Origin of the sequence: Streptomyces xanthophaeus, assembly GCF_030440515.1 — a bacterium.
Classification (GTDB): domain Bacteria; phylum Actinomycetota; class Actinomycetes; order Streptomycetales; family Streptomycetaceae; genus Streptomyces; species Streptomyces kutzneri.
In genome coordinates, this window is record NZ_CP076543.1 from 1,222,968 (window position 1) to 1,249,615 (window position 26,648).

Below are 26,648 nucleotides of genomic sequence, written 5' to 3' on the forward strand. Positions count from 1 at the left end.
GGGCAGGTTCTTCCGGGAGGGGACCGAGCCGATACTTCGGAGAGAGCCCTCAGGGAGCGATGGACGCCTCGGCGGCCGCCTTGATGCGGCGGCCGAAGTCGGGGGCGTCCTTGCGGGCCGCACCGACCGCGAGGCCGACGAGCAGCTTGCCGAGGCCGTGGCCTTCGAGGGTGTTGAAGATGCGGACGCGGGTGCGGCCGCCGGGGAGCGATTCGAGGTCGTAGCCGCCCTCCGCCGTGACGAGGTTGCGACTCTGCTCCGTCCAGCGGATCAGGTGCGGCGGTTCCAGGCCGACGATGCGGAACTCACGGCCGGTCTTCATCCCGGCGTCCTTGACCGTGCTCCGGAAGACCGTGCCGAGGGCCGTGGGGCCGTCCGGGGTCTTGGTGATCTCCTGGACGCGCGGGCTGAACTCGGGGTCGTGCCGCCCGTCCGCGAGGTAGGCGAACACCGCCTCCACCGGTCGGTCGATCTCGACACTGGCCTCGAACTGTCCGGACATGTGGGCTCCTCGGTGCGGCTACCTGTGATCCACGATCCCAGACGGGCACCCTACGCGCGCGCCGACGGCTCGGCGGCCGGCTCCTGGTCCGGGGCGACGGGCCCGGCCGGCGCAGCGCCCGCGCGGCTGCCGCGCAGCGGTGTCAGCAGCCCGCCGCCGAGGATCAGCAGGCACAGCGCCCCGCCCGCCAGACTGACCGCCGGGACCCCGTGCCGGGCGGCCAGCAGGGTGAGCACGGCCGCTCCCACCGGGCCCGAGGCGTTGTGCACGGTCCAGAAGGCGGACGTGACCCGGCCGAGCAGGTGGTCCGGGGTCACCTCCTGGCGCAGGGTCATGCTGCAGATCCCGCCCAGGGTCATCCCGAACATGTTGACGGCGCTCAGCACGGCGATCACCGGCACGCTGCGGCTGACGCCCGTCACCGTCACTCCGACGGCGATCATCGCGACCGAGGCGAGCCAGCACGTGCCGAAACCGAGGAGCCGGCGCAGGCGCCCCGCGCTCAGGGCCGCGGCGACCGACCCGGCCCCGCCGACGGCGATCACGTAGCCGAGGGTGGCCGCGTCCCGGCCGAGGTCGTGCTGGACCCGGTAGATCAGCAGGTCGCCGGCGCCCATGGTGACGAAGGTCAGCAGGGTGAGCCCTACGGTGAGCGGGCGCAGCAGCGGGTGGCTCCACAGGAAGCGGAAGCCGACCACGAACATCTCCCGGAACACCCCGGCCCCGGCCTTGTCCGTCGCCCTGTCCCCCGCCCTGTCCGCGCCTTCCCCGGCCGGGCGCGCGGTGAACCGCACCCACCCCAGGCTCGCGGCGGAGACCAGGAAGGTCGCCCCGTCCAGGGCCAGTGCCCACTCCGCGCCCACTCCGGCCGTCAGGAAGCCGGCCACCACCGGCCCGAGCAGGCTCCCGAGGGCGAAGGTGCCCATCAGCCGTCCGTTGGCGGCCGTGAGGTCCTCTGTACGCACCAGATTGGGGATGGCCGTCACGTACGCGACGTCGAACAGCGTGCTCAGTACGGAGGTGAGTGCGGTCAGCACGTACAGCAGCCAGATCTGCGGCCCGGCGACCCACCAGACGAGCGGGACCGCGCCGAGCAGCACGGCTCGCGCCAGATCGCAGACGATCATGAGCCTGCGGCGGTCCGCCCGGTCCACCACATACCCGGCGAAGACCCCCGTGCCGATGGCGGTGGCGGCGGAGACGACCGTGACCAGGCCCATCTGGACGATGGATCCGGTGGCGTCGAGGACGAGCAGAGGAAGGGCGAGCATCGAGACGGAGCCGCCGAGCACCGACAGCGCCTGGCCGAGCCAGAAGACGGCGAAGTCCCTGTTCCGCCGCAGCGGCGGTATCGCATCGTAAGCCCTGGATTTCGCCGAGATGTCCCGCTCCCCCGTTCCCGCCGGCCGCCTTGCTGGGCCGATGGCCGCGAGCGTAGGCGAGTCGGCCCGCCGCCCGCCAACGCGTTTTTGATCTCGGCTCGGGGCGCTGCGGTCACGGGAAGGGTGTGCACGGGCAGATCCGAGCGGGGCCCCTGCCGGCGCGCGGCCGGCGGGGGCTTCGCCGTGCGGGTGCCGGCCTAGCCGAGCAGGGCGTACACCGTGGAGGCCGTGGCCGCCGGGTCTTCGGCGCCTTCGGGGGTCAGGGTGATGTCGGCGAAGGCCATCCGCTTCCCGAGCTTGGTCACCCGTACGTGGATCAGTACGTCGGCTCCGACCACCGGCCGCTGGAAGCTGGTGGACTGCTGGACGGTGGTCATCGGCCCGTAGGTGCCGCGGGCGGCGGAGATCGCGATGACGGTGGCCGTGTCGGCGGCCGCCATCATGGCCTGGCCCGAGAGACCGCCGCCGTCCCGGGCCAGTTCGTCGGACCAGGGCAGCCGCAGTACGGCATGCCGCTCCCCGGTCTCCTGGACGGTCAGTCCGAGGGCGAGCACCCAGGGGGCGAAGTTGTCGGTAAGGATCTTGTCTGCGTCTGCCGGTGAGATCGTCACCGGGAGATTGTGGCGGTCCGGCCGGACCGCCACAATCCCCTTCCGGTCAGAGGCCGGCGGCCAGTTCCGTTCCCTGCCGGATGGCCCGCTTGGCGTCGAGCTCGGCCGCCACGTCGGCGCCGCCGATCAGGTGGGCTTCGACGCCCGCCGCGCGCAGGGCCTCGTACAGGTCGCGGCGCGGCTCCTGGCCCGTGCACAGGACCACCGTGTCGGCGGGCACGAGGTGCTGTTCTCCGCCGACGGTGATGTGCAGGCCCTGGTCGTCGATGCGGTCGTACGTGGCCCCCGCGACCGAGACGACGCCCCGGTGCTTGAGCTCCGCACGGTGGATCCACCCGGTGGTGGTGCCGAGGCCCGCGCCGACCTTGGTGGCCTTGCGCTGGAGAAGGTGGACCTGGCGCGGCGATGCGGGGCGCTCGGGGGCGGTGAGCCCGCCGGGGCCGGCGTACGTGGTGTCCACGCCCCAGTGGCGGAAGTAGACGTCGGGGTCCTGGGAGGCGCCCTCGCCGCTGTCGGTGAGGAACTCGGCGACGTCGAAGCCGATGCCGCCGGCGCCGACGACGGCGACGCGCTCGCCGACGGGGGCTCCGTCGCGCAGCACGTCGAGGTAGCTGACGACGTTGGCGTGGTCGACGCCCTCGATGTCGGGGGTGCGCGGGGTGACGCCGGTGGCGATGACGACCTCGTCGTAGCCCTGGAGGGTCTCCACGTCGGCGCGGGTGTTCAGGCGGACCTCGACGCCGGACTCGACGAGCTGGGTGCCGAAGTAGCGGATGGTCTCCTCGAACTCCTCCTTGCCGGGGATGCGGCGGGCGACGTCGAGCTGGCCGCCGATGTGGCCGGAGGCTTCGAAGAGGGTGACGGCGTGGCCGCGGCCGGCGGCGGAGACCGAGCAGGCGAGACCGGCGGGACCGGCTCCGACGACGGCAACGCGCTTCCTGGTCCGCGTCGGGGACAGGACGAGCTCGGTCTCGTGGCAGGCGCGCGGGTTGACCAGGCAGCTGGTGATCTTGCCGCTGAAGGTGTGGTCGAGGCAGGCCTGGTTGCAGCCGATGCAGGTGTTGATGGTCTCGGAGCGGCCGGCCGCGGCCTTGGCGACGAAGTCGGCGTCGGCCAGGAAGGGGCGGGCCAGGGAGACCAGGTCGGCGCGGCCGTCGGCGAGCAGCTCCTCGGCGATCTCCGGGGTGTTGATGCGGTTGCTGGTGACGAGGGGGACGGACACCGCGCCCATCAGCCGCTTGGTGACCCAGGTGTAGGCGCCGCGCGGGACGGAGGTGGCGATGGTGGGGATGCGGGCCTCGTGCCAGCCGATGCCGGTGTTGATGATGGTGGCGCCGGCCGCCTCGATCTCCTTGGCGAGGTGGACGACCTCGTCGAGGGTGGAGCCGCCGGGGATGAGGTCGAGCATGGAGAGGCGGTAGATGAGGATGAAGTCCTCGCCGACGGCCGCGCGGGTGCGCCGGACGATCTCCAGCGGGAAGCGGACGCGGTTCTCGTAGGCGCCGCCCCAGCGGTCGGTGCGCTTGTTCGTCGCGGCGGCGATGAACTCGTTGACCAGGTAGCCCTCGGAGCCCATGATCTCGACGCCGTCGTAGCCCGCGAGCTTGGCGAGGCGGGCGGCGCGGACGAAGTCCTCGACGGTGCGCTCGACCTCGATGTCGGTGAGCTCGTTCGGGACGAAGGGGCTGATGGGGGCCTGGATGGCGCTGGGGGCCACCAGGTCCTTGTGGTAGGCGTAGCGGCCGAAGTGGAGGATCTGCATCGCGATCTTCCCGCCCTCGGCGTGCACGGCCTCGGTGATCACCCGGTGCTCGGCGGCCTCCTCCTCGGTGGTGAGGCGGGAGCCTCCCTCGAAGGGGCGGCCGGCGTCGTTCGGGGAGATGCCGCCGGTGACGATCAGGCCGGCGCCGCCGCGGGCGCGCTCGGCGTAGAAGGCGGCGAGCCGCTCGAAGCCGCCCTGGTGCTCTTCGAGGCCGGTGTGCATCGAGCCCATGATCACGCGGTTCGGCAGGGTGGTGAAGCCGAGGTCCAGGGGGCTCAGCAGGTGCGGGTACCGGCTCTGGGAACTCATGAGGGGCGCCTCCTCGCGCGGGGGTGATGAACCTGTTCTAGCGAGGGGAGACAGGTTTTGCAACTAAGTGCATAACCAAACGGGGCGGCCGGGGACCATCCGCCCCCGAAATCCGGGGGCCGGGGCGCGGGCGGCCCCGGGCCCTGTGGCGGAGTTCACGCCGCCCCCGTACCGTCGGCCGGATGACCGAGCACCACACCCCGCCCCTGAACGGCGTCCCGCCGGCCGATCCGGCCTCCGGAGCCGCCGACGGCGATCCCCCGGTCCCGGGCGACCTGTCCGACGGCGAGCGGGCCCGGCGCTGGCTCGCCGAGGACGGCATCACGCAGACCGGCCCCGACACGTGGTACGACGCCGAGCCGCCCGCCGGGGTCCTCACCACGGAGGACCTGTGCAACGGGCTCGGTTCGATGGCCTTCACCGACGAGACGCTCGACGTCACCGGCCGGCTGCGGGTGGCGCTCGGGCTCATGGACCTCCTCGGCGGCCACCACCTGGTGACCGATCAGGTCCACACCGCGCACCTGGGACCGCAGGGCCCGCTCCCGCCGGAGGTCCTGTGGGGCGGCTACCGCCGACGGCTGGAGGCCGTGCGCGAGTACGAGGCGATCACCTGCTCGCTCTGGTTCGACTGGTTCGAGTACGCCCCGACCGCGGCCGAGGCCTTCGCCGAGGTCCTCGGCAACGATCGTGAACGGCTGCTGCCGGGCGCTCCCGAACCGCTGCTGCGCCGGGCCCGGCGGGTGCTGGAGCACTCGGGGCCCGTGCCCTGGGCCGTCAAGATCGCCACCTACCGGGCCGCCGCCCGCGTACCCGCCCTGCACCACGCCGTCTTCCGCGCCGTCCTGCGCAGCCACCACGACACCTACGGGAGCATCGACCCCGCAGAGGGGCTCGTCCTCCTCGACTCCCTGGACCTCCCGCCGGACACCGAGCGCCTGGCCGCGCTGCGCACCGCGCTGGCGGCGGACCCCCGGCCCTGAGGGGCCGGGCCGGGAGCCGCCGCCGGGGCGGTCAGGCGCGGTGCAGGCGGACCGTCACGATCTGGAACGGGCGCAGGGTGAGCGGGACCCGGCCCTCCGGGGTGACGACACCCACCGCCGTGCCCGCCAGAGGCCGTTCGAGCAGATCGCTCTCGACCGCCGCTGCCACGGGGAAGTACGCGGTGAGGGTGGCCCGGGCGCGGCCGCCGCGGGACTCGTAGAGGCGGACGACCACGTCACCGCTTCGGTCCTCGGCGAGCTTGACCGCCTCGACCACCACCGCGTCCTCGTCGACGGCGACCAGCGGGGCGACCGGGCCCGCGCCGCGGACCACCCGCTCGGGCAGGTTCAGCGCGTGGCCCTCGCGGACCGCGTCCCCGATCCCGGCGCCGGGCGCGAGCGAGAAGCGCAGGGTGTGGGAGCCCTGGTCGGTCTCCGGGTCGGGGTAGCGCGGGGCCCGCAGCAGGGAGAGCCGGACCGTGGTGGTCTGGCCGCCGTCCGCCCGTACGTCCCGGGTCACGTCGTGCCCGTACGTGGAGTCGTTGAGCAGCGCCACCCCCCAGCCGGGCTCCTCCGCGTGGATCCAGCGGTGGGCGCAGATCTCGAACTTGGCAGCCTCCCACGAGGTGTTGGTGTGGGTGGCCCGGTACACGTGCCCGAACTGGGTCTCGGAGGCGGTCCGTTCGGCCTTCACGTCCAGCGGGAAGGCGGCCTTGAGGAATTTCTCCGTCTCGTGCCAGTCGACCTCCGTGACGATGTCGACCGTCTTGGCACCGGCCCGCAGGGTGATCTGCTGGACCGCCTCCGACCGGCCGAAGGACCGGGTCACGCGTACGGTCGCCGCCCGCGGCCCGCTCCCGGTGACCTCCAGCCGGTCCAGCTCCACGAGGTCGGTGACCCGGTTGCGGTAGAACGCGTCGATGTCCCAGGCGTCCCACATGTTCGGGAAGTCGGGGTGGATCTGGAGCAGGTTCGCCGCGGCGCCCGGGGCGACCGTCTCGCGGCGCGCCTCCAGGTCGTAGACGGAGACGATCAGGCCGCGGCGGTCGATCTCCACCAGCAGCCGGCCGTTGGCCAGGATGTGCCCGCCGCCGTGCCGCTCCTCCACCGTGACCGGCTCCCCCGCCCGGGCCGGGCGGCCGGCCCCGCCGGCCGGAACGCCGCGGCGGGCGTGCGGGGCGCAGTTGAAGACGAGCTCCTCCGTGCCCTGGCCCGCCAGCGCCTGCTGCGCGGCGAGGGTGATCCCCTGGAGTTCCTCACGGACCGCCGCGTACGTCTCGCGCGCCTCGCGGTGCACCCAGGCGATGGACGAGCCCGGCAGGATGTCGTGGAACTGGTGGAGCAGCACCGTCTTCCAGATCCGCTCCAGGTCCTCGTACGGGTACGCGTACCCCGCGACCCGCACCGCGGCCGTCGCCGCCCACAGCTCGGCCTCGCGCAGCAGGGATTCGCCGCGCCGGTTGCCCTGCTTGGTCTTGGCCTGGGAGGTGTAGGTGCCGCGGTGCAGCTCCAGGTAGAGCTCACCGGCCCAGACGGGCGCGTCCGCGTACTCGGCGTGGGCCTTCTCGAAGAAGGCGTCCGGGCGCTCGATCCGGACCCTCGGGGAGCCTTCGAGGTCCCGCTGGCGGCGGGCGCGGGCGAGGTGTTCGCGGGTGGGGCCACCGCCGCCGTCACCCCAGCCGAAGGGGACGAGCGAGCGCGAACCGTGGCCCTTCTCGCGGTAGTTGCCGGCCGCGTGGGCCAGTTGGGCGCCGCCGAGGTCGGAGTTGTAGGTGTCGACGGGCGGGAAGTGGGTGAAGACACGGGTGCCGTCGATGCCCTCCCACCAGAAGGTGTGGTGCGGGAACCTGTTGGTCTGGGACCAGGAGATCTTCTGGGTCAGGAACCACTTGGAGCCGGAGAGCTTGACGATCTGCGGCATCGCGGCGGTGTAGCCGAAGGAGTCGGGGAGCCAGACGTTCTGCGTCTCGATGCCGAACTCGTCGAGGAAGAACTTCTTGCCGTAGAGGAACTGGCGGGCCATGGCCTCGCCGCCGACCATGTTGGTGTCGGACTCCACCCACATCCCGCCGACCGGCACGAACTGCCCGTCCGCGATCTTCTTCTTGACCCGCTCGAAGAGCTCGGGCCGGTACGTCTTGATCCATTCGAGCTGCTGCGCCTGCGACATCGCGAAGACGAACTCGGGGTGCTGGTCCATCAGGTTGACCATGTTGGAGGCCGTGCGCGAGACCTTGCGGACCGTCTCGCGCAGCGGCCACAGCCACGCGGAGTCGATGTGGGCGTGGCCGACCGCGCTGATCCGGTGCGCGGAGGCGTTGGCCGGGGCGGCGAGCACCCGGGCCAGACACCCGCGGGCGGCGGCCGCCGTGCCGGGCACGTCGTCGAGGTCGAGGGCGTCCAGCGCCGCGCCGAGGGCCCGCAGGATCCCGTGCCTGCGGGCGTCCGCGGTGTCGAGCTGGGTCATCAGGTCGTAGAGCACCTCCAGGTCCTGGACCAGCTCCCAGACCTCGGTCTCGAAGACGGTGAGCTCCATCCGGGCGAGCCGGTACAGGGGCTGGTCGCCGCTGGTCGGCAGGTCCCCCTCGTACGTGGCCGCGTGGTCGACCAGGACCGGGTTGGAGGCGGCCTCGACGTACCACTCGACCTGCTCGCCGCCCTCGGCGCGGTCGGCCACGCGCACCCAGTCGTTGTACGGGTTGAGGGCCTTGACCTCGCCGCCGTCGGCCCGGTGGACCAGGCCCTCGCACTGGAACCCGGGCATCATCCGGTCGAAGCCGAGGTCGAGGACGGCTTCCACCGTGCGGCCGGCCCAGTCCTCGGGGACCGTGCCGGTGACCCTGAACCAGGTGGTGCCCCAGGCCGGGCCCCACGGGTCGCCGACCGCGCAGGGCTCGTAGCCCGCCGCGAGGCCTTCGGCGACGGCGACGGGCTCGCCGGGGGCCTCCCAGCGCTCGACGGTCAGCGGGACCGCGCGGGAGTGGACGGCGGGCTTGACGCGCTCCTTGAGAACCCGGCGGAGGCGGTGTTCGGTGATGCTGCGGTCGTCATGCATGACTGCTGCTCCAGGGAGGGTGGTCGGTGCGGACGTATCGGTAGGGACGTGTCTCGGTGCGGACGGCGGGCGGGCCGGCTCAGGTCTTGACGGCTCCCTCGCCCACGCCCTTGAAGAAGAAACGCTGGAGGGCGAAGAAGAGCAGCATCATCGGGAGGAGCGCGGCCATCGCGCCGGCGGCGACGAGCCGCTGGTCGTTGACGGTGGTGGCGCCGGCCAGGGTCTTCAGGCCGAGCTGGAGGGTGTAGTGGTCGCTGTTCGTGAGGACCAGCAGGGGCCAGAGGAAGTCGTCCCAGGCGCCCATGAAACTGGTGATGCAGACGACGGCGAGGGCGCCCTTGGCGGCGGGGAGGAAGACCCGGGTGAAGCGGGTCCATTCGCCCGCCCCGTCCAGGACCGCGGCTTCCTCGACCTCCCGGGGCACGGCGAGGAAGGCCGCCCGCATGACCATGATGTTGAGCACGGAGACCGCGCCGGGCAGCCAGACGCCTATGAGGGTGTCGACCAGGCCCATCCCGCGGACGGTGAGGAACATCGAGATCATCACGGACTCGAAGGGGAACATCAGGGTCGCGACCAGCACGGTGAAGACGACCTGCCGGCCCTTCCAGCCGGCCCGGGAGAGGGCGTAGCCGCCCATCGCCGCGAAGAGCATGTTCGAGGTGACCGCGAGGGCGGCGACGGTGAGGGTGTTGCCGGCGTACTGGAGCAGCGGGAAGGATTCGGCGACCCGGACGTAGTTGTCGAGGGTGGGCTGCGCGGGCAGCACGCCGTCGTACACGTTCTCGGTGCGGCCGCGTATCGAGGTCAGGAACTGCCAGACGATCGGGCCCAGCATGACCACGAGCATCAACACGAGCGTGGCGTACCGCCCGGCCAGGCCGATCCGGTGGCGTCTGCGGGCGGCGGCGGTGCGCCGGGGCGGTCGCCCGCTCCCGGCGGCGGAGGGTGCGCTCATCGCTCGTCCCCCTTCGACAGGCGGCGGCCCAGCAGGCTGAAGACCAGGGTCAGGAGGAACAGCAGGATGGAGATGGCGGAGGCGTAGCCGGTCTCGCCGGAGAAGCCGAGGCCGACCTGCCGGATCAGGAAGGGCAGGGTGCGGGCGCCGCCGCCGGGGCCGCCGCTCTCGCCGCCGAGTATGTAGATCTCGGTGAACACGCGCAGCGCCGAGATGGCGGAGAGGGTGCCGACCAGCAGCATCATCGGCTTCACCTGGGGCACGGTGATGCTGAAGAAGCGGCGGACGGGGCCGGCGCCGTCGATCGCAGCCGCCTCGTGGAGGGTGGCGGGGACGTTCCCGAGGGCCGCCAGGTAGAAGACCATGTAGTAGCCGAGGCCCTTCCACACGGTCACGATCATCGCGGAGACCAGCAGCATCGCCGAGTCCGTCAGGAAGGGGACCGGCTCGGAGACCAGGTGCAGCCGCCGGAAGACGGTGTTGACGAGCCCGTCGCTGCGCAGCACCCACTGCCAGATCAGCCCGACGACGACGGCGGAGGCGATCACCGGGGTGTAGAAGGCGGAACGGAAGAAGCCGATACCGGGGATCTTCGCCTGTACGAGGACCGCGAGGGCCAGCGGCAGGAGGACCAGGCAGGGGACGACGACCACGAGGTACAGGACGCTGTTGCCGGTCGCGACCCAGAAGTCGGGGTCGGCGAAGGCGCGCCGGTAGTTGTCGAGGCCGACGAAGCTGCCGCCGCGCAGGATCTGGGCGTCCGTGAGGGAGAGGACGACGGTGTTGACGAACGGCCAGAGGCTGAACAGCGTCACCATCGCCAGGCCGGGTGCGAGGAACAGGTAGGGGGTCCACCACCTGCGGTGGGGCAGTCCGGTCTCGGTCTCCATGGCCCGCAGGGCGCGCCGCCTGCGCGCCGCTCCGCGACGCCGTTCGTGTGCCGTACCGCGACGCCGTTCGTGTGCCGTACCACCGTCCCGCAGCTCGCCGGCGGCGGCGCCGGTCACTTCTCGGCCGCGGCGGCGAGGAGCTTGTTCGCCGCTTCCTGCGCCTTCTGCACGGCTGTCCGGGGGTCCTGTTCGCCCTTGATGGCCTTCTGCATCTCCCGTACGACGGCGTCGCCGACCTGGTTGGTCCACTGGACAGGGGTGTTGGCGTCGAGCGCGGCGGTCCTCAGCTGGTCGGCGCCGACCGCGCGGGCGAGGGTCTCCGCGTCCTTGCCGTCACCCTTGTCGGAGAAGAACGGGTCGGCGAGGCCCTGGGCGTTGGACGGGTAGATGGTGGCCTTCCTGGAGAATTCCACCTGGTTGGGGCCGTTGGTGACCCACTTGGCGAACTCGGCCGCCGCGTCGACGTGCTTGGTGTCCTTCCTGATGCCGAGCGACTGGGCGTAGATGCCGATGTGGCCGAGCTCGCCGGTGACGGCTCCGGCGACCTGGGTCTTGGCGTAGATCTGCGGGGCGTTCTGCTTGATGTCCTTGACGAAGCCCGGGGATCCCGGCCCGAAGACGAGCTTGCCGCTGCCGTAGAGCTGGTTGATGTCGTCGGACTTGAGGAGGGACTCCTTGGGCATGGCGCCCTTGGCGTACAGGTCCTTCATCCGCTCCACCCACCGGACGGCCTGGTCCGTGTCGAAGGTGAAGCGGTCGCGCTTCTCGCTGAGGATCGGGATGCCCATCTTCTGCCAGTCCCCGGGCAGCCGGCCCTTGGGGTCGGCCATGAAGGCGGAGTACTGGCCACCGGACGAGGCGGCGATCCGCTCGGCGTAGTCGAAGAACTGCTCCACGCCGGTCGGCGGCGCGGCCGGGTCCAGGCCGGCCTTCTCGAAGAGCTCTCTGTTGTAGGTGAGGATCTCCGGGGTCACGTACCAGGGGTACGCGTACACGCTGTCGCCCTTGCCGGGCAGTTTGAACTGCTCCCAGGCGCCCGGCACGTACTCCTTGGCCGACGCGCCGTCCAGGGCGGCCACGTCGGCGAGCATCCCCCGGTCGCCGAGGAGCTGGAAGGAGTCGGTGGAGAGGTTGACCACGTCGGGGAGGGCTCCGGCCTGGGCGTCCGCGACGAGTTTCTCGTTGTAGCCGTCGCCGGGGACGTCCTCCCAGGTGACCTCGACCTCGGGGTAGCGCTGCTCGAAGGCGTCGATGACCCCCTGTACGTAGGCCGTGAAAGTGGGCTTCAGCTGGAGGGTCCGGAAGGTGATCGAGCCGGCCACCCTGCCCGTCCGCTGCGCCTCCTTCGCGTCGGCGGCTCCGCCGTCGAGGCCGCACGCGGCGGTCGAGAGGAGGGTTCCCGTCGCGAGCAGGGCAACAGCGATACGGGTCGGGTTCGAACGGGTCATCGTCGCCGCCTTTGCAGAAGTCCGGCCTCGTCGCCGGAGGCGGTGCCCACGGTCGTCCGAAAGCAAGACCTCGTCAATGAGGCAGGAGGAGGGCTGGCCGGTGACGCATTGGTGCGGAATGGCACGAGCGGCCGGAACACGGAACGGGGGCCTCCCTCACCACGGCTCCTACCTGGACTGATGCGCTTTAGTACAAAGGCGGTTGGGGATGGTGTCGATTCGATGACGAAGCTACTGGTGGGTCAAAGTTTGACTTCTTATCGATGGTTCATGACAGGTCTCCACTAATGCGCTTTACCCGCACGCCGCGAAACCGCTTTAGCCGGTGCCCCCGGCGACGCGCACGGAGCCGGGTTGTGCGAGCGACGGACCCCCGTCTAGATTTCGCCCCGAACGGCGTGTAGCTCAGCAGCCAGAGCACCGACCTGCAGAGTCGGAGGGCGCAGGGGCAGGACCTGCCACGCCGGCCATGGACAGGAACACCGGAACCCAGCTCCCGGCCTCCGGACTCCCCGCCCCGGGGCTCTCCACCGCCGGACTCTTCGACCACTGCCTCACCGACGAGGGCCTCGCCGGGCTCTGGTCGCTGCTCGACAGCGGGCGCTACGAGGTGCGCGCGCCAGAGGAGGCCGCGCTGCTCTGCGTCGCGTGGCTGGTGCGCGCCGGGGAGACCGGCGCGGCGGCCGCCCTCGTCGAGGAGATACGGCCCTTCGCGGGCGAGGTGCGGTTCGCGCCGCACCCCGCGGACCGGCCCGTTCCGGGCGCGGACGCCGTGCACGTGCGCACCGTCGGCGAGGTCACCGGAACGCTCGCGCGCCGCGCGCCCCGTCCCGGCATCGAGGCGCAGCACGAGGCGCTGACCGTTTGGCGGCCCTTCGAGGACGAGCTGCTCGACCACTGGCTGCGCGCCGGCGCGGACGCCGGGAAGGGGGCCGGGGAGGGCGCCGGAGCGGGCGTCACCGAGGACACCGACGACGGCGCCGCACTGCTCGCGCGGTACCGGCAACTCGCTGCCACGCACACCCGCTGCACCAGGCACCTCGACCCCAAGTCCAATCCGGCCATCCTGCGCCGCGCACTGGAGGAGAGGGTCGCCGGGCGCGAACTGTCGCCCCGCCTCGCCGGAATGCTGCACCATGCCGTCGCCTCGATGGTCGCCAAGCGCGGCCGGCCCGGCTCCGCCAAACACACCCGGCTGCGGCGGGCCCAGGCCCGGCAGGCGGACCGGCCCGCGCACCACGACCTGGCCGCGCTCGTACTGCGCCGGCTGGCCCCGTTCGATGTGAGCCGGGGGCTGGAGGACGTCGGACCGCTGATCGGCCCGCTGACCCCCGAGGAGGCCGGGACGTCCGGGCTGCCCGCCGGAACCACCATCCCGGCTTCGGTACGGGCCGCGGTCACCGCGGCGCGCAGCGCGCCCCTGGACACGCTGCTGGAGGACGGCCTGATCCCCTCCGCGGAGGTACTGGGCGAGGTGGCGGAGCAGCTGATCGCCACGCACACCGCCCGGGGATACGCCGACGCGTCGCTGCGCACGCTGATCGCGGCGACCTACCGGGCCCGGAGCGGTCGCCGGTATCCGTTGTGGTGGTCCCCGGAGCACCATGCCCGGATCACCGGGCTGCCCTGGATCCGCGCGGTCGCCCCCTGGGCCTCCGACCCGGTGGAGCAGGCCCGTTCGACCCTGCGGATGCTCGGTGAGGCCTGCGTACGGGCCTTCCCGGGCGCCGGGCTGCCCAACCTGCCCGTGCGGGCGCTGTCCGGGCTCGCACAGCTCGCGGAGCTGCCCGTGCCGTTCGCCGCGGAGCCGCTGGCCGACGCGCACAGCGGGATGGCCACCCCCGCCGTCCTCGCGGCCGCGCGGGACGCCGCCGGGCTGCTGCGCGGCACGGTGTACGAGCGCTGCCACGGCATCGACTACGCGGCGGTGCAGGAGCTGGCGGACGCCCAGGACCGGCAGGGCTTCGCCCGGTTGTGCGCCGAGCGGGCCGGCCGCCCGGGCCGGCCGCTGGTGAGCGACCCGGCGGTCATCGAGCAGGCCCGGATCCTCACCACCTCCAGCCTCGCCACCCTGGTCGTGCACGCGGGCATCGCCCCGCAGGGCGGCTGGGACGGCGCGGCCCGGGGCGCGTTCGCCGCCGCGACCGGTTCCGCGGCCACCGCGAAGAGCACCGCGTGCGCCTGGCGGCAGCTGCTGTTCCACCTCGCGCTGTGCGACGCGGAGGAGCAGGCCCGCGTACTCACCTGGATCGACGCGCGGGCCGCCCGGCTCCCGGCACGCACCGCCGCGCGGATCGCTCTGCCCCTCGCCGGCCTGCGCCTCGCCGCCGCCGTCCCGTAAGGAGGCGTCACTTGGGCTTGTTGCGATAGATGCGGCGGCCGGCCAGGTGCGCGGCGACCGTCTCGCCCCGCCACAGCTTCCGGTCGCCGTCCATCTCGTCCGGGGCGGGCCACCGGCCGCGGCTGATGTCCGACCGGATGCTGTCGGGCTGCAGGCCGGACGCCTCGGCGATCTCGACGACGGTGTAACGGCGGGACGGTTCGAGCGCGGTGGCTTCCCGGGTGTGGTGCTCGCCGAAGAACCGGGCGATGGCCTCCGGGTCGAACTCGATGGTCCTGCCGCGCTTGCCGATGGCGGCCGGCCACCCCGGGTGCCGCCCCCAGCGGGGATTCTCCGACAGGTAGCGGGCGCTCATGCCGTAGTGCTCGGCTATCTCCGCGTACGTGACTCCCGTGCGGCCTTCGGGAGGTACGGGGCCGCCGTCCGGCGTGCGGGTGGCGGCGCCGGCCGGCCGGGTCCGCCCGCCGGTGTGCGGCTCCGGCGGGACCCGGCCCGAGCGTCCCCGCTCCCCGACGGTGAGGACGACCGTACGGCCGTCCGGGTCGGTCAGCGTGTGCCGGCCCGGCGGCAGGAACCCGGCGCCGTTCGGCGGGGCGGCGAGGCCGAGGCGCAGATAACCGGTCTCCGGGCGGCCCGTGGCGGGGTAGAGCTCCAGGACGCCGCCGTCGGCGAGCGTCGCCGCGTAGTGCTCCGGCCCGTTTCCGTGCCGCTCCTCCACGAGGTCGAGGCCGATGCCCCGGTAGAAGTCGCGGCAGGCGTCGAGCCGGGTCGTGTAGATCACGGCGAGTTCGAGGATCATGCTGGCGCTCCTGGTGTGTGATGACTGCGGGCCGGCGGTCGTCCTCCTCGACCCGCTCCTCGCAACGGAGGGACCACCTGGGGCACTTGACCGCCGCGATGATGCGCGGCATCCCGAACATCTGTCCCTGGGCGCCCACTTGGGCCTCCTCCCGCCCGGCGCGACACGCGCTGACAGGGAAGGTCATCTTAAATTCCTACCACGTCTGCGTACGCTGTCCCCATGACCGACACCATCCCTGCCGACCAGCACGTGCACGATGACCTGCGCATCTTGACCGTCGAGTACCTGACCGCGGTCCGGGCGCGCCTGGCCGGCATCGAGACTCCCGTCGCGCGGGAACGGGCCGCACGGCTGTTCACCGATCAGCTGCTGCCCCACGTGGCGAAGGCGGTCAAGGACATCCGCACCGCCGCCGTGGGTGAGCTGCGCCAGGGGCGCACCCTGCGGGAAGTGTCGGAACTGATAGGCCTGTCCGTGCCCAGGGTCGACCAACTGCTCAAGGGAAAGTGAGGGGTTGTAGCCGTGCCGCCTCTGATGAGACTCACCGCCATCACCCTCGACTGCGCCGATCCCCAGGCGCTGGCCGCCTTCTACGCAAGGGCCACCGGGTTCGAGCCGCACCCCAGGTCGGACGGCGACTTCGCCGGACTCACCCGCGAGGACGGACTGTTCCTCGGATTCCAGCGGGTGGACGGCTACCGGGCCCCGCAGTGGCCCGACCCGTCCCTGCCCCAGCAGTCGCACCTCGACTTCACGGTCGACGACCTCGACGAGGCCGAGGCCGCGCTGCTGGAGCTGGGTGCGGGCAGGCCGGAGTACCAGCCGGGCGGTGACAGGTGGCGGGTCCTCACCGACCCGGCCGGGCACCCGTTCTGCGTGACCCTGGTCTGACGTCAGGCGCTGACGTCAGCCGGTCTTCGTGCGGGGGTGCCGTCCACGAGGGTGGCGAAGACGGTGGCGCTGAGCCGCGTGAGGTCCATCGCCAGCGGCGGCGAGAGGGAGGCCGTGCGCCAGGAGCACACCATGGAGCTGCTGCGCGCCATCGATCTGCCGCTCCGCTCGGTCGCGGCCCGGGTCGGGTCGGGTCGGGTACAGCGATATGCGCGCGCTGCGCCGGTGGGAGGGGCGGGCGCCTCGCGGCATCCGCAACGAAGCGGGTGTCGCGGCAACGCCGATGGGCGCCGGCACGGGCACCTGACCCGCGCGCGGCGCCCGACGGCCCGCGTCGGGGGCCGGTCCGGTCACTTCATGGGGTACCGGGTCTTCTCCGCGAGCTTGCCGTCCTTGAAGCAGAAGCGGAGCACGGTCTCTTCGCCGTTCACGGCCTCGCCGCTGGACAGGTACCAGGAGCAGGCGCTGCCCTCGGGCTCGGCCGGTCCACCCTCCTTGAGGGCGCTCTTGACGAAGCTTTCGCCGGACGGGAGCTTGCCGCGGACCTCGCTCTCCGCGTCCCCGGTCTTCACCGCCTCGTAGACCGCGGGGTCGACCAGGGTCTTGTCGGCCATCTCGAAGACCTTCCCCATGCCGAAGACCAGTGCCATGAGGAGGCCCACGCCGAGTACCAGCGCCACCCCGCAGCCGATCAGACAACCCTTGCGCTGAGCCACGCCCGTTCCTCCATGCCGTTCGTGTCCGGCGGCGATCGCCTGGACACTCACACCCTCGCAAGGGGCGGGCGCCGCGGGCTGTCCTCGAAAGTCGTCGGTCCCCGCAACGATCGTCGTTCGAGGTCGGACCCACCGCTGCGTGTATACAGGGAGGAGATCGACCATCCGGACGAAGCGAGAGGAACCCCCGTGAGCGAGCCCACCATCGAGCCGCTGATCGTCGTCGGCGTGGACGGATCGAACCATTCCAAGGAAGCGCTGCGCTGGGCGGTCGCGCAGGCCGCGATGACGGGCGGCCGGGTGCACGCCGTCATGGCCTGGGAGTGGAACCGCAATCCGTTCGCCATCAAACCGATGGCCTCCGAGACCGCAGACGCGGAGGCGGTGACGGCCGAGGAGGCCGCCCGCCGGAAGCTGGCGGACACGGTCGCCGCGGCCGTCGGCGCCTCGCCCGGCGTACCGGTGTTCCGGCGCGTCGAGCAGGGCTCTCCGGCGCAGGTCCTGGTCGACGCCTCGAAGGAGGCGGACCTGACGGTGGTCGGCACCCGCGGGTACGGGGGCTTCAAGGGCGCGCTGCTGGGGTCGGTGAGCCAGCAGGTCGTCCAGTACTCCGCCGGCACGGTCGTGATCGTCCGCGAGGGCGCGGACGAGAACGACTGACGGCCGCCGCCCTCCGGCTGCTCGTTGCCACCGGCGATGTACCGTGCCGGGGGCCATCGCGACAGGAGGGGGAGCAGCGTGAGCAGGAGGCGGTACGTGGCCAGGGGCGTACCCGGGGGTTACCGCATCTGGGACAACAAGGGCCGGCGATGGTGGGGCGACCACTACGAGCTCTGCCCCGACGATCTCCTGGTCGAGCTGAACGGCGCTGCCGACCATGTGAAGATCACCGCTCTTCTCCAGCGGTACAGGGCACAGAAGCGCTGAGTCATGGTGGCCCCTGCATACCCGTCGCGGGGGGGGGCAACCGAGGGTGTCGGCAGTGCCGGTGACTCGCGCCACGACGGTTTTCAGGACTGAACCCGCCCTGCGGTTCCCAGGCTCAGAGCGCAGAGCCGCCTCCACCGCTGCGGAGGTCTTCTCGCATGCGGAGGCGCAGTGCGGCGAGGGCATCGTCGTAGCTGCGGCGCCCCGCCAGGTAGGCCGGCTCGGTGACCGATACACCCTCCATCACGAGGTCGCGGAGGTCACGCAGCCGGCGGAACGCATCTTCGGAGGCATCTACCACCCGGGTAGGTGCCGTGATGGTCATCTGGTACCGCAACCCGATGCACGGTCCGAACGCTGCTCGGGCGGTGGCGCGTCGTTCGGGAAACAACATGTCCGGATCCCGGGCCACGTTGCCAGCGGTGTGACGGGCCTCGGAGAGGCATGCCAGGTATTCCCCGTACAGGTTGCGCCGCGTCTGCGTTTCACGGTCCAGACGCTCGCGCTGCCATCGGCGCCTGTCGAGCAGCACGGCGGAACCTGTGGCGATCGCAGCGCCGACCATGGTGCTGATCAGGGTGACCCACTCCATGGTCCGACGGTATCCACGGCCGGGTGCACGCGACCCTCGAATCCCTGACCTCGCACAAATACGTGAGACGCACGGGGTCTTCGCGTACGCGGAGCCAACTCCCCTGCTGTGCAGCCGTATGACAGACCCTGCGGCCTGGGGCGCTCCGACCCAAACGATCAGGCAGCCCGTGGCCTGGCCGGCGGGAGGAGTGATTCGTGGTGGTGCCAAACGAGGTAGCGGTCGTCACGCAGCTCTGCCGATCCCCACTCGACCCGCATCACGCCCTGTTCGACCGAGCAGGCATACGCCACGATGACCAGCCGCAGCTCCGGTGGGAGGAGCGCCACGTCCGGATGGATGTGCTGCTCGTCGAGCTCCTCCAATCCGAGGTCGAGTTTCAGTTGCATCGGCTCCGGGCCGTGACGCCGGATCAGGTCCGCCCGGGGGCCGTAGGCCTTGGCGAGGCGCGCGGCAGTGACCGGGACATCCCTCTTCGCGTAGAGGATCGGCAGGATGGCGTGGCTGCCGATGACCATCACCGTCCTGCCCTGTACGCGTCGGGAGGACGAGCCGTCGAGTGGTGCCAGGCCGGCGGCAAGCGTCTCGTACTGTGCCGCGTGGAGACCATGGCCGTACGCTTCTTTGGTCTGTGTGCGGACCTGCTCATGAGCGTGGCGAGCCCTGGCATGGGCTTCCACGAGGCAGGCCGGGATGGTCTTGGCCAGCCGGCTTGCCACGGCTCCGAAGGTCTCTACAGCCCAAGGCGTCACTGGAGTCACTCTGTGTAGCCCTCCCCCTGCGTTGTAAGAACGCGAGCTCATCCTGGCCACGGTGAGGGCGCCGGGTGGGACGTGCAAGAGGGCGGGAGGAGGGCACGGGTGCACGGGCCGCGCATGGGCGGTGGCTGACGTCCATGGACGGCAGGGCCGGTCGCGCCCGGCTTCCGGGCGGGCCTGCGCAGCGGATGTCCCCTTCCGGCCGTCGACCCGGCCCGTGGCAGACGCTCCGGCTGCCCCTGCCGGATGCGGGGCAGGGGGCGTTGCTCGCCTATGGTGTGAAGTCGATCATCAGATGGTGTGAGCAGCAAGGGGGCGCGAACGTGCGCGGATCGAAGGGCGCCGTGTGGGCCGTCGGGCTGGCTCTGCTGCTTGCGGGGTGCGGCGGTGACGCTTCGGAGCCGGAGTCGGAGACGCTCGGCAAGGACACCGGGATCCGGTACGACAAGTCCCGGGTGCCGACGGTCCGGAACATGGCGTGTGACCGCAAGCGCGGCTCGGTCCGGTACGGGCTCAGCGCCCACAAGGACGATTCCCTTCCCGCGCACGGAGGGAAGGACGACTCCGAGGACTACGTCTGCCACGGGCCGGACCGGATCAGTCTCGCCGTCGAAGGGCGGACGGTAGCCGTACCGCACATCGCGGCCGAGTACGACCTGTACGGGGCCGTTCCGGACCCGCTCAAGACCGTCACGTCCGTGTACGGCAAATCCCTGGCCGAGGACGACGAACGCACCCTGGTCGGCGAGGCGGTGACGGTCACCACCAGGACGGCCGCGATCACCTGTCAGCAGAACGTCTGGGAGACCTTCCCCATGACCACCTGCCTGTGGGCGAACCACGGCGCGGTGGGCGCTGTCGACTTCTTCCCGCCCGCGGGCCGGCATCCCGAGATTTCGGAAGCGGTCGCCCGGACCAAGGAACTCATCGCGACCGGCCTGGTCGAATCCCCGCGCTGACCTCGCGGGCCGAAGCGGCCTTGCGCAGCGACGCCACGTGATGCCTCGGCAGGTCAGGCTCCCGTCACCCGGACGAGCGCTGTCCGCGACGGGCGGCGAACGAGCCGTCGGAGCGCCCCAGGAGGAGTTCGAGAAGTCGGCCCGGCGCCCGGAGCGGCAGGTAGTGATCGCTGTCGGCGACCACCTCCAGCCGCGCGCCGGGGATGCCGTCGGCGAGCCGCCGGGCGATGACCCCGATCTCCGGGTGGTCGTGATCGCCGACGACGATCATCGTCGGCGCCTCGATCCGGTCCAGACGGCCGACGGCGTCCTCGTCGGGGTCGAGCGCGTGTCCCTTCTCGGCGGTCGCTGCGACTTCGGCGTTCTCCCGCACCATGGGTTCGATGACGTCGAAGCCCGGGGCCCGGTCGCCCAGGCTCGCCCAGACCGTGAGCTCCAGCTCGGCGATGCGGCGTGCGTCCGATCCGCGCTGCGCCGCGACGTACGCATCCATCTCGGGGCTCGGGAGCCACTCGTGCCCGCCGGCGGACGCCGCGATCAGCGTCAGCGAGCGCACCCGCTCGGGGTGTTCCAGGGTGAAGTCGAGCGCGACCTCTCCTCCCATGCTCAAGCCGACGAGGTCCGCGGACCCGAAGCCGAACCGGTCCAGGACCGCCAGCAGGTCGTCCTCGTAGCGGAACGGCGCGGTCGCGAGCGTCGAGCGTCCATGACCCCTGGCGTCGTAGCGAACCACGGTGTGGTGCCGTGCCAGCTCGGCGAATACGCGGTTCCACAGGCGGCTGTCGTGGACGGATCCGTGGAGCAGGACGAGCGGGGGGCCGTCTCCGGCCCTCTCGGCCCAGATGCAGCCCCCGCCGGCTACGGGTATCAGATCGGTGGTCGCCATACCTGCGATTCGATCACATGGTCGAGGGCAGCGGCGGTTCCATCAGGTCCCGGGGGTCCGTGTTGGCGCCGCAGAGGATGACGGCGACGCGGTCGCCCAACGGCCGGGGCGCAGCGCGCAGGGCTGCCGCGGCGGTGGCCGCGCCCGCCTCGACCACGATCCGGTGCTCCTCCCAGAGCGCGCGCCGGGCGGCCGTGATCTCCGTGTCGGGCACGAGGACGGACGTGACGTCCTTCTCCTGCGCGGCGGCCAGCGCGTCAGCCGAGACCCGGGTGGCCCCCAGGGAATCGGCGGCGACGGATTCCACGGCCACGTCCACGACCCGGCCCGCCTCCAGGGCCGCGTTCAGGGCCCGGCAGTTCTCCGGCTCGACCGCGACCACCCGCACGCCGTGTTCGCGCGCGGCCGTGGCGACCCCGGCGAACAGTCCGCCGCCGCCGACCGCGACGACCACCGTGTCCAGCCCGGGCAGGGCGGCCCGGATCTCCTCCAGCAGGGTTCCGGCGCCCGCCGCGATGAGCGGGTGGTCGTAGGCGTGGCTGCTCAGCGCCCCGCTCTCGGCGGCGAACTCCTCGCAGGCGGCCAGCGCCTGGGCGTACCGGTCACCGACGAGCCGCACCTCTGCCCCGTACCCGCGCAGCCGTTCCACCTTCACCCGCGGGGCGTTGGCGGGCAGGAACACGGTCGCGGGCACGGACAGCGCGCGGGCCGCCCAGGCACAGGCGAGCCCGGCGTTGCCGCCGGAGGCGATGGTGACTCCGGCGGCCGGGAGGGCGCCGGCCTCGTGGTGGGCGGCAAGGAAGTTGCGGGCGCCGCGCGCCTTGAAGGAGCCGGTGTGCTGGAGGTACTCCAGCGCGTACCAGACCCCTGATTCGGCGGCGGGCGCCACCGTGACGGGCCGTATCCCGCCCGCGATCCGGGCGGCGGCGGCGCGGACGGCCGCGTGGTCGAGCTGCTGGGCCGGTGCTGCGTGCATGGGCTGTCTCCCCATCAGGTGCGGGTGGTGGACCGGCCGGGCCGGGCGGAGCGGGTGGACCCGGCAGGCCGGACGGGCCGGGCGGCTTCGATCAGCTGGCGCAGGGCCCCGTAGTAGACCTCGTGGTCCGTCAGGGCGGGCAGTACGTCGGGCAGGCCGCCCGCGAGCACGGGGAACTCCCCGGGATCCAGCGCGGCCAGGGCCGCCCGCGAGGCGCCGGTGGCCGCGGCCGGATCCCGGTGGTCGACGAAGGCCGCGCTGCCCAGGGTGAGCAGGTATATGCGGCGGTAGACGGTCATCGCCTCGGCGGCGGTCATCCCGGCGGCCATGCTGTCGGCGAGGGCGGGCTCGACGAGCCGGGCCAGCAGCTGGCGCCCGAGCCAGGGCCTGCTGCCGCGCAGCACCAGCAGTCCGGGGTGGGCGGTGAGCAGCAGGTACAGGGCGCGGAACCGCTGTTCGGTGGCCTGCGCCCAGTCCGTTCCGGCGGGGATCTCCGGGAGCTGCCCGGCGAGGTGCTCGGTGCACAGGTCGAGCAGGCCGGCGAGGTCGGTGCAGCGGCGCTGCACGGTGGCGTGGGAGACCTCCAGCCGGTCGGCGAGGGTGCGGAAGCTCAAGTGGCCGGGCCCTTGCTCGTCGAGAATCCGCAGGGCGGCGACGGCGATGGCCTCCGGGGTCGCACGGTCCAAAGCGGCTGATCTTCGCGGCATGAGATACACCGTAACATACGATGTATCTGCACTTTCGTGTGACACCGATTGCAGCCATATTGCTGGTCATCGGCCGACAATCAGCGACTTGTGTTGACAGTGGGTAGTCGCCTCGCTGCACTGGGCGCACGACTGCCCCCACGTCAAGGAGACTCCGTGCCGCCTCGCCTGCGTGCAACGCTCCCCTGCCTGACCGCGGCCGCCCTGTTCGCCCTCGCGCTCTCCCCCGCCCCGGTGGCGGCCGAGCCCCGGGCGACCTCGGACACCCCGCTCGCGCTCACCCCTCCCATGGGCTGGAACAACTGGGCGCACTACATGTGCGACATCGACGAGGCCAAGGTGGTGGCCAACGCCGACGCGCTCGTGTCCACCGGGCTCGCCGCCAAGGGCTACGACACGGTGACCGTCGACGACTGCTGGATGACCAAGAGCCGTGACGCGCAGGGCAGTCTGGTCGTCGACACGGCGAAGTTCCCGCACGGCATGGCCTGGCTCGGCGAGTATCTGCACGCCAAGGGCCTGAAGTTCGGCATCTACCAGGACGCGGGCTCCCTCACCTGCGAGAAGTACCCGGGCAGCGGCGCCCCCCAGGGCGGCGGCGCGGACCACTACGCGCAGGACGCCCGGCAGTTCGCCTCCTGGGAGGTGGACTACGTCAAGATGGACGGCTGCAACCTCTGGGTCCCGGAGGGCGCGACCAAGGAGGAGGCGTACCGCGACGCCTACAACGCCGTCGCGAAGGCCCTGCGGGAGAGCGGCCGGGACATGGTCCTGTCGGCCTCCGCGCCCGCCTACTTCCAGCAGGGCGAGTGGGGCGGCTCCGACTGGCACAAGGTGCTCGGCTGGGTCGGCGAGACCGGCCAGCTGTGGCGCGAGGGCAAGGACATCAAGGTCTACAACCCGGCCGCACCCGCCACCTCGCGGTGGAGCGCGGTGCTGGGCAACTACGGCTACAACCGCTGGCTCGGCCGGTACGCGGGCCCCGGCAACTGGAACGACCCCGACTTCCTGATCGCGGGCGCCCCCGGGCTCACCGCCACCGAGAGCCGCAGCCAGGTCGCCCTGTGGGCCATGATGGCGTCCCCCTTCATCCTGTCGTCCGACGTCTCGAAGCTGACCCCGGCGGGCCTCACGGCCCTCGGCAACACGCGGATGATCGCACTGGACCAGGACCCGATGGGCCGTCAGGCCTCGGTGGTCTCCTCCAACGCCACCTTCGAGATCCTGGTGCGGCCGCTCGCGAACGGCGACCGCGCGGTGGCCGTGCTCAACCGCTCCGCCGCCACCCGGGACATCAACGTGCCGCTCGACGAGATCGGCCTGAGCGACTGCACCGCCGGTGCCCAGGACCTGTGGACGGGCACGAGCCGCGATGTCACCGAGACGCTGACCGGCAAGGTGGCCGGGCACGACACCGGGGTCTGGCGGCTCAGCCCGCGCGGCTGCGCCGAGGCCGTGCCGACCGGGCAGATCGTCGGTGACGGCGCCCGTTGTGCCGACGGTGCCAACACCACCGGTGTCGGCGCCGTGGTGATGGCCACCTGCACCGGAGCCCCCGACCAGCGCTGGACCGTGGGCAAGGACGCGACCCTGCGGCTGGCCGGCGAGTGCCTGTCGGCGGGTGAGGACCGCATCGTGGAACTGGCCGACTGCTCGAACCGCCCCGAGGAGCAGCCCGGCCAGAGCTGGTCGCAGCGCCGCGACGGAGCCCTGGTGGAGGAGGTCAGCGGGATGTGCCTGACGGCTCCCGCGACCGCCGCCCCGGCCGAGCGGCTGCGGCTGGCCGACTGCGGTGACCACCGGGTCGACCAGGCCTGGGCCCTGCCGGTCTGACGGCCGGCCGAACGGATGAGGAACCCGACGCATCGCAGCGGGCGCAGGCCCAAGACCCGGCGCCCGCTCGCCCTCGCCGCTCTTCCCGCGGCGCTGCTGGCGCTGATCTGCGCGGGCCCCGCGCCCGGGGCCACCGCCCCGGGCGCGGGGGCACCCGTGCGGGCCGGCCTGACGACGGACGCGCACCCGGGCGCGGACCCGGACGCGCACCCGGGCGCATACCGGGGTGCCGCCCGGACTTCGGGCGGCACCCGGCCGCGCACCTTCGACGTCGCGCCCGCGCAGGCCGCCCTGCGGAGGCTGCTGCCGCGCCACTGGGGGCAGTTCACCCTGGTGCCCGACACGACGGCCGCCTCCGACACCTTCACCGTGTCCGGCACCGCCGGCGCGATCACCGTGCGCGGCAGCACCGGGGCCACCCTGCTCACCGGCGTCGGCTGGTACCTCCAGCACGTCGCCGGGGTCGACATCGGCTGGCCCGGCGACAGCATCGGCATGCTGCCCGGCCGGCTGCCGGCGGTCCCCGCACCGGTCACCCGCAGCGCACAGGTCCCGCACCGGTACGCGCTGAACGACACCGACGACGGGTACTCCGGCCCGTACCGCTCCTTCGAGGAGCACCAGCGGCAGATCGACCTGCTCGCCCTGCACGGCATCAACGAGGTGTTCGTACAGGTCGGCGCCGAGTACCCGTACTACCGGGCACTCCAGGGGTTCGGCTACTCCGCCGGGGAGCTGCGGGAATGGATCCCCGGCCCCGGCCACCAGAGCTGGTGGCTGCTGCAGAACCTGAGCGGATTCGGCGGCCCGGTCACCGAGCGGCTGATGCGCGAGCGTGCCGAGCTCGGCGGGCGGATCGCCGAGCAGCTGCGCGGGCTCGGCATGACCCCGGTGCTGCCGGGCTACTTCGGCACCGTGCCGCCCGGGTTCGCCGCGCGCAACCCGGGGGCGGCGACGGTGGCGCAGGGCGACTGGGCGGGCTTCGACCGCCCGGACTGGCTGGACCCCGCCTCGCCCGTGTTCGGGAGGCTGGCGGCCGCGTACTACGCCGAGCAGCGCGAGGTGTTCGGGGACAGCTCCATGTACCGGATGAGCCCGCTGCACGAGGGCGGCCGGACCGGCTCCGTCGACGTCGGCGCCGCCGCGGGCGCCATCCAGGGCGCCCTGCACGCCGCCCACCCGGGTGCGCTGTGGGCGGTGCTGGGCTGGCAGGACGACCCCACCCCGGAGCTGCTGGCCGGGGTGGACACCTCGAAGCTGCTGATCCTGGACGGGCTGTCCGACCGGTACAACCGGCTCGACCGCGAGTCCCGCTGGGGCGGGACCCCGTACGCGATGGGCACCATCTACAACTTCGGCGGACACACCACGGTCGGCGCGAACAGCTCCGTGTGGATCGAGCGGTTCGGCCCCTGGCGGGACAAGGCGCACAGCGCGCTCGCCGGGATCGCCTACCTGCCGGAGGCCACGGGGACCAACCCGGCCGCCTTCGACCTCTTCACCGATCTGGCGTGGGAGCGCGGGCCGGTCGACCAGCGCACGTGGTTCGCCGACTTCGCCGCCCGCCGCTACGGCCGCCCGGACGCCGCGGCCGCCGCCGCCTGGGAGGAGCTCCGCAAGGGGCCGTACAGCACCTCCTCCGGTCTGTGGTCGGAGTCGCAGGACAGCCTGTTCACCGCCCGGCCGAGCCTGACCGCGGCGGGGGCGGCCTACTGGAGTCCCCGGTCCATGCGCTATCCGGCCGGTTCGGTGCGCAAGGCCCTGGACCACCTGCTGAAGGTGGATCCGGCGCTGCGCGGCTCCAGCGCCTACCGCTTCGACCTGGTGGACACCGCCCGGCAGGCCCTCGCCAACCACTCGCGGGTGCTGCTGCCGAAGATCAAGGCGGCCTACGAGGCCGAGGACCTGGCCCGCTTCCGGGCTCTGACGGCCGAATGGCAGGACGGTGAGCGGAAGTTGGAGGCGGTGACCGGATCCGACCCGGCCTTCCTCCTCGGCACCTGGCTCTCCGCGGCGCGCTCCTGGGGCACGGACCGGGCCGAACAGGACCGGTACGAGTACGACGCCCGCTCGCTGCTGAGCGTGTGGGGCCGCCGCAGCACCAGCGAGGGCGGTTTCCTGCACGACTACGCGAACCGTGAATGGAGCGGCCTGATCTCGGAGTTGTACGCACCCCGGTGGGCGCGCTACTTCGCTTCGCTGGACGAGGCGCTGGTGAAGAAGGCCGCGCCGCGGGATATCGACTGGCACGCCTTCGAGGCGGAGTGGGCGGAGCGCACCACCCGCCATCCGGACCGGCCGATCGGTGACCCGTACCGGCTGGCCGCCGAGATCGCGGCGGCCCTGCCGTAACCGCCGAC

25 protein-coding genes and 1 tRNA gene are annotated in these 26,648 nt (G+C 72.3%); 10 read left to right on the forward strand and 16 right to left on the reverse strand.

The genetic code is table 11. The annotated features are described in order from the left end of the window. Window positions 1-49: 49 nt before the first annotated feature. From KO717_RS05240 to KO717_RS05255, 4 genes are all read right to left on the reverse strand, one after another. Window positions 50-502 (reverse strand): SRPBCC family protein, encoded by a 453-nt coding sequence (locus KO717_RS05240; RefSeq protein ID WP_301364686.1) that lies wholly within the window; start codon window positions 500-502, stop codon window positions 50-52. Window positions 503-552: 50 nt separating this feature from the next. Beyond that, entirely contained in the window at window positions 553-1,926 is a 1,374-nt protein-coding gene (locus tag KO717_RS05245; protein ID WP_437184626.1) for an MFS transporter, read from the reverse strand. 155 nt (window positions 1,927-2,081) lie between these two features. Next, window positions 2,082-2,495: a PaaI family thioesterase gene (locus KO717_RS05250; protein WP_189741936.1), complete on the reverse strand. Its 414-nt coding sequence runs from the start codon at window positions 2,493-2,495 to the stop codon at window positions 2,082-2,084. A 46-nt stretch (window positions 2,496-2,541) separates the two neighbouring features. Beyond that, a complete protein-coding gene (locus KO717_RS05255) occupies window positions 2,542-4,566 on the reverse strand; it encodes an NADPH-dependent 2,4-dienoyl-CoA reductase (protein WP_301364687.1) in 2,025 nt (674 codons plus the stop codon). A 182-nt stretch (window positions 4,567-4,748) separates the two neighbouring features. Here KO717_RS05255 and KO717_RS05260 point away from each other — a divergent pair, with 182 nt between their 5' ends. Further along, the gene (locus KO717_RS05260; protein ID WP_301364688.1) at window positions 4,749-5,549 is read left to right on the forward strand and encodes a hypothetical protein; all 801 of its coding nucleotides are present in this window, start codon (window positions 4,749-4,751) and stop codon (window positions 5,547-5,549) included. 31 nt (window positions 5,550-5,580) lie between these two features. On the opposite strand, the gene KO717_RS05265 is transcribed toward KO717_RS05260, so the two are convergent. The 4 genes from KO717_RS05265 to KO717_RS05280 all read right to left on the reverse strand — a co-directional run bounded on the left by KO717_RS05265 (window position 5,581) and on the right by KO717_RS05280 (window position 11,900). Next, window positions 5,581-8,604, reverse strand: coding sequence for an alpha-mannosidase (locus KO717_RS05265; RefSeq protein ID WP_301364689.1), 3,024 nt, complete (start codon window positions 8,602-8,604; stop codon window positions 5,581-5,583). 79 nt (window positions 8,605-8,683) lie between these two features. Continuing rightward, window positions 8,684-9,562 carry a carbohydrate ABC transporter permease gene (locus KO717_RS05270; RefSeq protein WP_301364690.1) on the reverse strand — a complete coding sequence of 293 codons (879 nt, stop codon included), beginning with the start codon at window positions 9,560-9,562 and terminating at the stop codon, window positions 8,684-8,686. After that, on the reverse strand, window positions 9,559-10,452 hold the full coding sequence (locus KO717_RS05275; protein WP_301364691.1) for a carbohydrate ABC transporter permease: 894 nt from the start codon (window positions 10,450-10,452) through the stop codon (window positions 9,559-9,561). Before KO717_RS05275 ends, KO717_RS05270 begins: the two co-directional genes overlap by 4 nt. Window positions 10,453-10,565: 113 nt before the next feature. Further along, on the reverse strand, window positions 10,566-11,900 hold the full coding sequence (locus KO717_RS05280) for an ABC transporter substrate-binding protein (RefSeq protein ID WP_301364692.1): 1,335 nt from the start codon (window positions 11,898-11,900) through the stop codon (window positions 10,566-10,568). Between the two features lie 394 nt (window positions 11,901-12,294). On the opposite strand from KO717_RS05280, the gene KO717_RS05285 reads away from it, so the two are divergent. Both KO717_RS05285 and KO717_RS05290 read left to right on the forward strand, forming a co-directional pair. Beyond that, window positions 12,295-12,370, forward strand: a tRNA-Cys gene (locus tag KO717_RS05285). Then, window positions 12,370-14,241, forward strand: coding sequence for a hypothetical protein (locus tag KO717_RS05290; RefSeq protein ID WP_301364693.1), 1,872 nt, complete (start codon window positions 12,370-12,372; stop codon window positions 14,239-14,241). The genes KO717_RS05285 and KO717_RS05290 overlap by 1 nt, the downstream gene beginning before the upstream one ends. A 7-nt stretch (window positions 14,242-14,248) precedes the next feature. Here the strand turns inward: KO717_RS05290 and KO717_RS37300 are convergent, their stop codons facing one another. Next, window positions 14,249-15,040: a VOC family protein gene (locus KO717_RS37300; RefSeq protein ID WP_367401504.1), complete on the reverse strand. Its 792-nt coding sequence runs from the start codon at window positions 15,038-15,040 to the stop codon at window positions 14,249-14,251. Window positions 15,041-15,262: 222 nt separating this feature from the next. On the opposite strand from KO717_RS37300, the gene KO717_RS05300 reads away from it, so the two are divergent. Then, complete coding sequence (locus KO717_RS05300) at window positions 15,263-15,553, forward strand: hypothetical protein (RefSeq protein ID WP_301364694.1); 291 nt, start codon at window positions 15,263-15,265, stop codon at window positions 15,551-15,553. A 12-nt stretch (window positions 15,554-15,565) separates the two neighbouring features. After that, a complete protein-coding gene (locus KO717_RS05305; protein ID WP_301364695.1) occupies window positions 15,566-15,934 on the forward strand; it encodes a VOC family protein in 369 nt (122 codons plus the stop codon). A gap of 2 nt (window positions 15,935-15,936) precedes the next feature. Here KO717_RS05305 and KO717_RS05310 read toward each other — a convergent pair whose 3' ends face one another. Further along, window positions 15,937-16,086 carry a hypothetical protein gene (locus KO717_RS05310; protein ID WP_301364696.1) on the reverse strand — a complete coding sequence of 50 codons (150 nt, stop codon included), beginning with the start codon at window positions 16,084-16,086 and terminating at the stop codon, window positions 15,937-15,939. Between the two features lie 198 nt (window positions 16,087-16,284). Then, window positions 16,285-16,650, reverse strand: coding sequence for a hypothetical protein (locus KO717_RS05315; RefSeq protein ID WP_301364697.1), 366 nt, complete (start codon window positions 16,648-16,650; stop codon window positions 16,285-16,287). Window positions 16,651-16,839: 189 nt separating this feature from the next. On the opposite strand from KO717_RS05315, the gene KO717_RS05320 reads away from it, so the two are divergent. Both KO717_RS05320 and KO717_RS05325 read left to right on the forward strand, forming a co-directional pair. After that, window positions 16,840-17,310, forward strand: a complete 471-nt coding sequence (locus tag KO717_RS05320) for a universal stress protein (protein WP_301364698.1) — start codon at window positions 16,840-16,842, stop codon at window positions 17,308-17,310. A gap of 78 nt (window positions 17,311-17,388) precedes the next feature. Next, window positions 17,389-17,577 carry a hypothetical protein gene (locus KO717_RS05325; protein WP_301364699.1) on the forward strand — a complete coding sequence of 63 codons (189 nt, stop codon included), beginning with the start codon at window positions 17,389-17,391 and terminating at the stop codon, window positions 17,575-17,577. Window positions 17,578-17,692: 115 nt separating this feature from the next. Here the strand turns inward: KO717_RS05325 and KO717_RS05330 are convergent, their stop codons facing one another. Both KO717_RS05330 and KO717_RS05335 read right to left on the reverse strand, forming a co-directional pair. Beyond that, window positions 17,693-18,169, reverse strand: coding sequence for a hypothetical protein (locus tag KO717_RS05330; RefSeq protein WP_301364700.1), 477 nt, complete (start codon window positions 18,167-18,169; stop codon window positions 17,693-17,695). Between the two features lie 158 nt (window positions 18,170-18,327). Beyond that, window positions 18,328-18,888, reverse strand: a complete 561-nt coding sequence (locus KO717_RS05335) for a hypothetical protein (RefSeq protein WP_367401505.1) — start codon at window positions 18,886-18,888, stop codon at window positions 18,328-18,330. A gap of 362 nt (window positions 18,889-19,250) precedes the next feature. Here KO717_RS05335 and KO717_RS05340 point away from each other — a divergent pair, with 362 nt between their 5' ends. Further along, window positions 19,251-19,886, forward strand: coding sequence for a hypothetical protein (locus KO717_RS05340; protein ID WP_301364702.1), 636 nt, complete (start codon window positions 19,251-19,253; stop codon window positions 19,884-19,886). A 64-nt stretch (window positions 19,887-19,950) separates the two neighbouring features. On the opposite strand, the gene KO717_RS05345 is transcribed toward KO717_RS05340, so the two are convergent. The 3 genes from KO717_RS05345 to KO717_RS05355 are packed head-to-tail and all read right to left on the reverse strand — an operon-like array spanning window position 19,951 to window position 22,455. After that, the gene (locus tag KO717_RS05345; protein ID WP_301364703.1) at window positions 19,951-20,772 is read right to left on the reverse strand and encodes an alpha/beta fold hydrolase; all 822 of its coding nucleotides are present in this window, start codon (window positions 20,770-20,772) and stop codon (window positions 19,951-19,953) included. Window positions 20,773-20,785: 13 nt separating this feature from the next. Beyond that, entirely contained in the window at window positions 20,786-21,748 is a 963-nt protein-coding gene (locus tag KO717_RS05350; protein WP_301364704.1) for a serine/threonine dehydratase, read from the reverse strand. A gap of 14 nt (window positions 21,749-21,762) precedes the next feature. Then, on the reverse strand, window positions 21,763-22,455 hold the full coding sequence (locus KO717_RS05355) for a TetR/AcrR family transcriptional regulator (protein ID WP_301364705.1): 693 nt from the start codon (window positions 22,453-22,455) through the stop codon (window positions 21,763-21,765). Window positions 22,456-22,611: 156 nt separating this feature from the next. On the opposite strand from KO717_RS05355, the gene KO717_RS05360 reads away from it, so the two are divergent. Continuing rightward, the gene (locus tag KO717_RS05360) at window positions 22,612-24,288 is read left to right on the forward strand and encodes a ricin-type beta-trefoil lectin domain protein (RefSeq protein ID WP_301364706.1); all 1,677 of its coding nucleotides are present in this window, start codon (window positions 22,612-22,614) and stop codon (window positions 24,286-24,288) included. Window positions 24,289-24,303: 15 nt separating this feature from the next. After that, on the forward strand, window positions 24,304-26,640 hold the full coding sequence (locus KO717_RS05365) for an alpha-N-acetylglucosaminidase (RefSeq protein ID WP_301364707.1): 2,337 nt from the start codon (window positions 24,304-24,306) through the stop codon (window positions 26,638-26,640). Window positions 26,641-26,648: the final 8 nt, after the last annotated feature.